Origin of the sequence: Microcoleus sp. S13_B4 (assembly GCF_036700885.1) — a bacterium.
Taxonomy (GTDB): domain Bacteria; phylum Cyanobacteriota; class Cyanobacteriia; order Cyanobacteriales; family Microcoleaceae; genus Microcoleus.
Genome location: NZ_JAUBPU010000110.1, coordinates 1 through 7,024, shown reverse-complemented (window position 1 = coordinate 7,024; position 7,024 = coordinate 1). Strand labels below are relative to the sequence as shown.

The window sequence follows — 7,024 nt, the reverse complement described above, 5'->3', positions numbered from 1 at the left end:
TTGTCGGTGCTTGTGACCCACTCACAAAAGCGTTCCCAGACGTTGGCGCTTTCGCGCTGCTGTAAGGTTGTTGTCATTTGTTTATGATTGCTTTATTTGGTTTTCAATGTTCGGATGATGTTTCTATTATTAACGGTGTTGTTAAGGTTTGTAAAGGGGTTGAGCGACAGTTTAACTGATGAGTGTGATTAGGAAAGCTGATGAAAGCAGAGAGATGGCCGTAGCTTGCGGGGCGGGACGCCATCGCCCCCGGGTGAAAAGATATGCCAGCCTGCTCTTCGGGGCACCTCAACCCTAACGAGCGGGAGCTATGGGAAGTGGAGAAGGTAGAGAAACAGGAGCGAGGACAGGGGGAGAGGCCGGGATGCGAGGAGGTGGAGAAAGCCTGAACTGCTGGAGTTGTTGCGGGGTGAGCGATCGCAAAATTCTCAGCCCCAGAGTGTCTCGGGAGATGCTTAAAGCGTAGGATGGCTCCAAATACGGGCGGAAATTTGATTTGTTGTTCAAATAGCTTTCCATGAAAGCTAGGCTGAGTCCGCTGAGGTAGCGGCGGGCTAACGCTGGTTCCGGCCCGATGACCTCTGGTGGTGGCAGAAAGAGGCTTTGAGGGGAATCCTCGATCGTTGAGAAGTGAGTCCCATTGTTCATCAGTACCAGATATTTGTTGGGCGATGTCAGCCAAGTGAACGGTTGAATTTGTTCCAGTAAAGCGGGGGCGACGGTATCCGCGCTGCCTGCGATTACCATGACTGGGATTTGGATTTTGCTGAGGTTTGTTTCTCCGAAAATGCTGCTGGCGATCGGGTTAACGGCGATCGCAGCTTTGATGCGCGGGTCCTCGAAATTGTACTGCTTCCGCTCTAGGCTGCGGGCGCGGCACTGTAACAGCAGGGAGAGGTTCCAAGTCTCGTTTTCGAGCTGGCAGTCTTTGTCTAGCTGTGCAAAATTAATCCCCGCCCCGGCTAATGCTAAAGCCGTATAGCCACCGAAAGACTGGCCGATGACGCCAACTCGCTGCAAGTCGAGCTGCCCTTGGTAGGCCGGATCGGTTGTAGAAAGTTGGGTTAAATAATCGAGCAAGTCTTTGATGTCGAGGGGGCGGTTGACAAATTCTTCTGGTTCTGCTACTTCATTTGCTCTGCCTGTTACTAAGTCTTGGATTTGTTGGGCGTTGCTGCCGGGGTGTTCGGGGACGGCGACGGCAAAGCCGTAGGAGGCTAGGTGTTTGGCTAAATACTGGAAAGACAGGCGATCGGAACCTACACCGTGGGAAATTACTACTACTGGCGCCGGTTGCGGGCTGCGCTGCGGCAGGTAAATGTCCATATCAAAAGTGCGATCGCGATTTGGACTCCTAACAGTTACCGAGGATTTGTTCCAAGTATAGGGGCCCGGTAGCTGGGGCTGTAGCATTTGAGCGGGCAGTATGGCCAATTCTAAGGCTGCTTCTGCTTCGGACAATTGGGTGACTCCGGCGATCGTCTGATTGGAACGGTTGATCAGCGATGTCAGCTCGTTGGCGATAGCCAAGCCGCGGGCGAGGTCAATCCTGATGCCGTAAGTGGGGAATTTCCGCAGCACGTTGACGATTGTCAAGCCTTCTGGATCTGAGGCTGCTAAAATCAGGGCTGCTCGGATGGCGTAAAATCCGGGCTGCCGAGCTTTGGTTTGAATCAGCCGCCCCAAGCGTTTCAGCAGCACTTCTCCTTGAGGCGTGTAGAGGAATTGGGCGATCGTCACGTGGCTGATTTCAGCTTTCGCTTGCAGGGCGTTGCGAATCTCAGCTTGCTGAGATTCTTTGATGTACTGAGCGAAGCCGTCCAAATTCGAGTCTATTTTGCCTTCTTTGGCGAAGAGTGCCAGGGATTCGATGGGAACTGATTCTTCTAGCGGCCCGTAAGTTACGTAAATTCGCTCGGCACCCATTGCCGGTGTGGCGGTGCAAACAGCCGTGAATGCAAACAATCCTAGGTATTTTAAGGCGATCGACCGCCGAGTGCGAAGGGCTGCTGTGGAGAGACTCGGAAACAGACTGTTCATAACTTTCACACCTAGGACTTCTAATAATTAGTCGGTGAAACCATGTAAATTGTTTCGCCAATATTTAATGCCGAAGCAACAGATCGATGCTTCGGATGCTTCGGAAATTAGGTTATCTTGGGAAGCATAGCCTAAAAGTAATTTTCTAATTTTACAAGGCTAGCTGAAATTTAAAATTCAACGCCGAGGGGTCAAACCTGCTGGAAGGCCCATTGATTATTTTTTCAGCTATGCAAGATATTGTCGATCGAGTTTGTAACTACAGTCTGAGTGGGAGAATTTATGATGTTCAATGCAACTGCTATCCTGATTGACGCTTTTGTGCAAGAGCTGCAGGCTGGCTACCGTCGCACCTACGGCAAGTATAAGCCTGACTATCCTGAAATTATCGCCTGGGCGGGGACTATGGCTCTGGAAAATATCGCTAATTGCGATGCTCTGTACCACAATGTGGAACACACAATGCTCGTGGCTTTGGTGGGACAAGAGATTCTCCGAGGCAAGCATATTCGGGAAGGGGGTGTGTCGCCGGAAGATTGGCTCCACTACTTGATCTCGCTGCTGTGCCACGATATCGGCTACGTGAAAGGTGTTTGCCGCCAAGACCAAGAAGCTGTCGGACTCTACGCTACGGGTGTTGAGGGGAAAATGGTTTCTGTGCCGATCGGGGCCACTTCTGCTAGTTTAACTGCTTATCATGTCGATCGAGGGAAACTCGTAATTGACGAACGCTTCGGCGGTCACACATTAATTGATGCCGAACAAATTAAGCGCAATATAGAATTGACTCGCTTCCCAGTTCCTGCTAGCGAAACTCATCAAGACAGAAATAATTATTCTGGACTCGCCAGGGCCGCCGATTTGATCGGTCAGTTGAGCGACCCCAATTACCTGCGAAAAATAAGTGCCCTGTTCTACGAATTTGAGGAAGTCGGCACTAATAAAATCTTGGGCTACAAGTCTCCGGGAGATTTGCGGCAAAATTACGCGAAGTTTTATTGGAATGGAGTTTTCCCCTATATTCCCGCAGCTTTGAACTACTTGGAATTGACCCAGGGAGGCAAACAGATTATTGCCAACCTCTACGCTAACGTGTTTCAGGTAGAACACGCTGAACCGATCGCTTTCAACAAGACAAACGCTCAAGGATTAATCAAATCCCACGCCAGTAACAACTTGAACGGCGAACACGATAGTGAGAAGCTTCAACCTGTCATATCCGGGGAAGACAAGAAATTTGGGGATTTTCCCGACTTAAATTTGTAATAATTTAGGCGCTCAATTCGGCAGCTAAAAACACCAGTCATCATTAGAAAAAAATTGGATGTCTAGTTGCTGGCTCCTTTTTTGGAAGCTATAGTAGAGCTAAGAATTACTTGTTTATTAGGGAGAGTTCGGTCATGGAAACCAACAATATTGAAGTCGTTTTTAGCTTTGATACAACTGGCAGTATGTACCCTTGTTTGACACAAGTTCGTCGGAAAATCAAAGAGACGGTAACAAGACTGCTCGATGAAATTCCTGGCATTCGGATTGGCATTATTGCCCACGGAGACTATTGCGATGCTGGCAGCACATACGTAACTAAACACCTCGATTTGTCCGGCGATGTCGGCACAATTTGCAATTTTGTTCAAAATGTAGAGCCAACTGGCGGCGGCGATGCTCCAGAATGTTATGAATTAGTCTTGCACGAAGCTCAGTCACTTTCTTGGACTCCAACTAATTCCAAAACATTGGTGCTAATTGGCGATGACATCCCGCACGCACCCGCTCAAACTCCTCAAAAACTTAACTGGCGTCAAGAAGTCGATAAGTTAGCACAGATGGGAATTACCGTTTACGGCATCCAAGCTCTCAACCGCCAGCACGCTACTTTATTTTACAAAGAACTAGCAGAAAAATCTGGCGGTTTTCACCTCAATCTAGACCAATTTTCCTACATTACAGATTTATTTTTAGCAGTTTGTTACCAACAGTCATCTAACGAACAACTGCAAGCTTACGAACAAGAAGTTGTCACTCAAGGTCGCATGAGTCGCGGATTAAACAAGATGTTTGATACCATGCTGAAGCGGGAAGGCGCCCCTGTGTACGAATCGGCAGAATTGCGAGCCGTAAAACCGGGGAGATTTCAGATTTTAGAAGTAGACAGCGAGATTTCAATTAAAGCTTTTGTTCTGGAGAATGGTTTGACTTTTAAAACCGGACGCGGGTTTTATGAGTTTACTAAAACAGAAACTATCCAAGGTAAGAAAGAAATTGTGCTGATGGAACGTTCGACAGGGGATTTGTTTGAAGGAGAAGCGGCGCGAGAAATGTTGGGTTTGCCAATGGGCGAGACAGTTCGCATTAAACCGAGCAATCTAGAAAAGTATGCGGTTTTTGTGCAAAGTACCTCGGCAAATCGCAAGCTGATAGGTGGAAGTCGTTTTCTTTATGAAGTAGAAGATTGGGCTCGTTAATCGATATTAAATCTCCTAACTACAACCGTAGAGTGACGCAAAGCGTGGTAAAATCCGCTATAAGTAAGGTGCGCCATAAGCACCATACAAATAGTTGGTGCGTCGATGACTATAGGATTTGTTTTGATCCTATGCCTCTGCGGTTAAAAAATATACACTTTTAAATTAATATGCAGCCCGAAATAGAACACCAAATTCAACAGTTGAGGCAGCAGCTACAAGAAGCTAGCTATGCTTATTATGTTTTGGATGCGCCGATTATGGCTGATGAGGTGTACGATCGACTTTATCGTCAGTTGCAAGAGTTAGAATCGGATTATCCTGACTTAATTACTGCGGAAAGTCCGACTCAGCGCGTGGGAGAACAGCCTGCTACTCAATTTTTTAGCGTCAAGCACAATATTCCTCTCTACAGTTTGGAAAATGCTTTTAATTTTGAGGAATTTGCTAAATGGCAGGAACGTTGGCAAAGGGTAGCAGGAGATAATCAACAATTAACTGCTGAATATGTTTGCGAATTGAAAATAGACGGTTCTGCTTTAGCGTTAACCTATGAAAATGGAGTTTTAGTCCGTGGTGCGACACGGGGAGACGGCATAACCGGAGAGGAAATTACTCAAAATGTCAAGACTATTCGCTCGATTCCTCTGAAGCTCAATTTAGATAATCCGCCGCCTGTTCTGGAAGTGCGGGGAGAGGCATTTTTGTCTTTAGCTGTGTTTGAGCAAATTAATCGGGAACGAGAAAAAGTAGGGGAACAATTGTTTGCTAATCCTCGCAATGCTGCGGCGGGTACCCTGCGACAGTTGGATTCTAAAATTGTGGATAAGCGACGGTTGGATTTCTTTGCTTATACTCTGCATTTAGATGAGGGTAACGAGGAGAAAACACAGTGGGATTCGTTGGAATTGTTGCGCCGAAGGGGGTTTAAGGTGAATCCCAATCGCAAAATTTGCTATGCTTTGGAGGAGGTTCGCGAGTATTACGAATATTGGGATACTGAGCGGCGAAATTTGCCTTACATGACGGATGGGGTTGTTGTTAAGATTAATTCGGTTTTGTTACAAAAACAATTGGGTTTTACTCAGAGGTTTCCGCGTTGGGCGATCGCACTTAAGTATCCCGCTGCCGAAGTCCCTACAATTGTGGAAGCTGTCACCGTGCAAGTAGGGAGAACCGGGGCTCTGACGCCTGTAGCGGAACTGAAACCTGTGCAGTTGGCTGGAACGACGGTTTCGCGGGCTTCTCTTCACAACAGCGATCGACTTTCCGACCTAAATCTCCATATTGGCGATACTGTAATTGTCAGAAAAGCTGGGGAAATTATACCAGAAGTTGTGCGAGTTTTGCCGGAACTTCGCCCCCAAAATGCTCAACTTTTCCAAATGCCTAGTTGCTGTCCCGAATGCGAACAGCCTGTGGTTCGGGAAAAGGGGGAGGCCGTTACTCGCTGCATCAATACATCTTGTCCAGCAATTTTGAGGGGTTCACTGATTCATTTTTGCAGCCGGGATGCTCTCGATATTAACGGGGTTGGGGAAAAGTTGGTGCAGCAAATGGTTGATAGCAATCTGGTGCATTCTGCGGCGGATTTGTACGATTTGACTGCGGAAAGATTGATGAGTTTGGAACGCATGGGTAAGAAGTTAGCAGAAAAGTTGGTAAGTGCGATCGCCCAATCTAAAAATCAACCTTGGTCGCGCGTACTTTACGGCTTGGGTATCCGCCACGTCGGCACAGTCAACGCTCAATTGCTGACAGAAAGGTTTGCCAATGTGGAAGAGTTAGCAGCCGTATCGGCGGCCTCGATTGAGGGGGTTTACGGCATCGGGTCGGAAATTGCTCAAGCTGTTTATCAGTGGTTTCGAGTGCCGGCAAATCAAAGTTTAATTGCACGGTTGAAAACTGCTGGCTTGCAATTGCACTCAGAAGTGAAAAGTTCCAATGTAGCCAGCACAAATTTACAACTTGCAGGCAAAACCTTTGTGCTTACAGGAACTTTGCCTACTTTGAAGCGAGATGAAGCTAAAGATTTGATTCAAAAAGCTGGAGGTAAAGTAACAAGTTCTGTGAGTGCTAAAACAGATTATGTGGTTGTGGGAGAAGATGCGGGTTCTAAGTTAGAAAAGGCTCAATCTTTGGGGGTAGAACTACTTTCGGAAGCTGAGTTATTAGAACTGCTATCGAAACCCTAAATGATTGGTGAAAGTCAATATATCTCTCTTTTTTCTTTATCTACGCCCTCTGCGCCGTCTGCGATTCGTAAAAAAGCTGATTCACTTGAGCCGTTTTCCGAGAACATCGCCAACCATTCTATTTCCCTAGGTGCAAAATAGCCGATCGCGAATTGGGCAATACCTCAAAAGGCATAGAAATCGCGTTAGCGAAGCCCGCCCCTACGGGGGCTACGCCAACGAAGAGGATCGCACTTGGTGAATATACATAGGGTTTGCTGAATAATCGATCGCAAACTAAGAACAGAAGCGATCGATATATTCAAACTCAACTAAAGATAGGTT

At 47.1% G+C, this 7,024-nt stretch carries 4 protein-coding genes; 3 read left to right on the top strand and 1 reads right to left on the bottom strand.

From position 1 onward, the window contains the following. Positions 1 to 294 precede the first annotated feature (294 nt). On the bottom strand, positions 295 to 2,040 hold the full coding sequence (locus tag QT994_RS27095) for an alpha/beta hydrolase (protein WP_333180142.1): 1,746 nt from the start codon (positions 2,038 to 2,040) through the stop codon (positions 295 to 297). A gap of 285 nt (positions 2,041 to 2,325) precedes the next feature. On the opposite strand from QT994_RS27095, the gene QT994_RS27090 reads away from it, so the two are divergent. The 3 genes from QT994_RS27090 (at position 2,326) to ligA (ending at position 6,700) form a co-directional block, all read left to right on the top strand. Beyond that, entirely contained in the window at positions 2,326 to 3,306 is a 981-nt protein-coding gene (locus QT994_RS27090) for an Npun_R2479 family HD domain-containing metalloprotein (RefSeq protein WP_333180145.1), read from the top strand. 134 nt (positions 3,307 to 3,440) lie between these two features. Next, positions 3,441 to 4,505 (top strand): vWA domain-containing protein, encoded by a 1,065-nt coding sequence (locus QT994_RS27085; protein ID WP_333180139.1) that lies wholly within the window; start codon positions 3,441 to 3,443, stop codon positions 4,503 to 4,505. A gap of 170 nt (positions 4,506 to 4,675) precedes the next feature. Continuing rightward, complete coding sequence (ligA, locus tag QT994_RS27080) at positions 4,676 to 6,700, top strand: NAD-dependent DNA ligase LigA (protein WP_333180136.1); 2,025 nt, start codon at positions 4,676 to 4,678, stop codon at positions 6,698 to 6,700. Positions 6,701 to 7,024 lie beyond the last annotated feature (324 nt).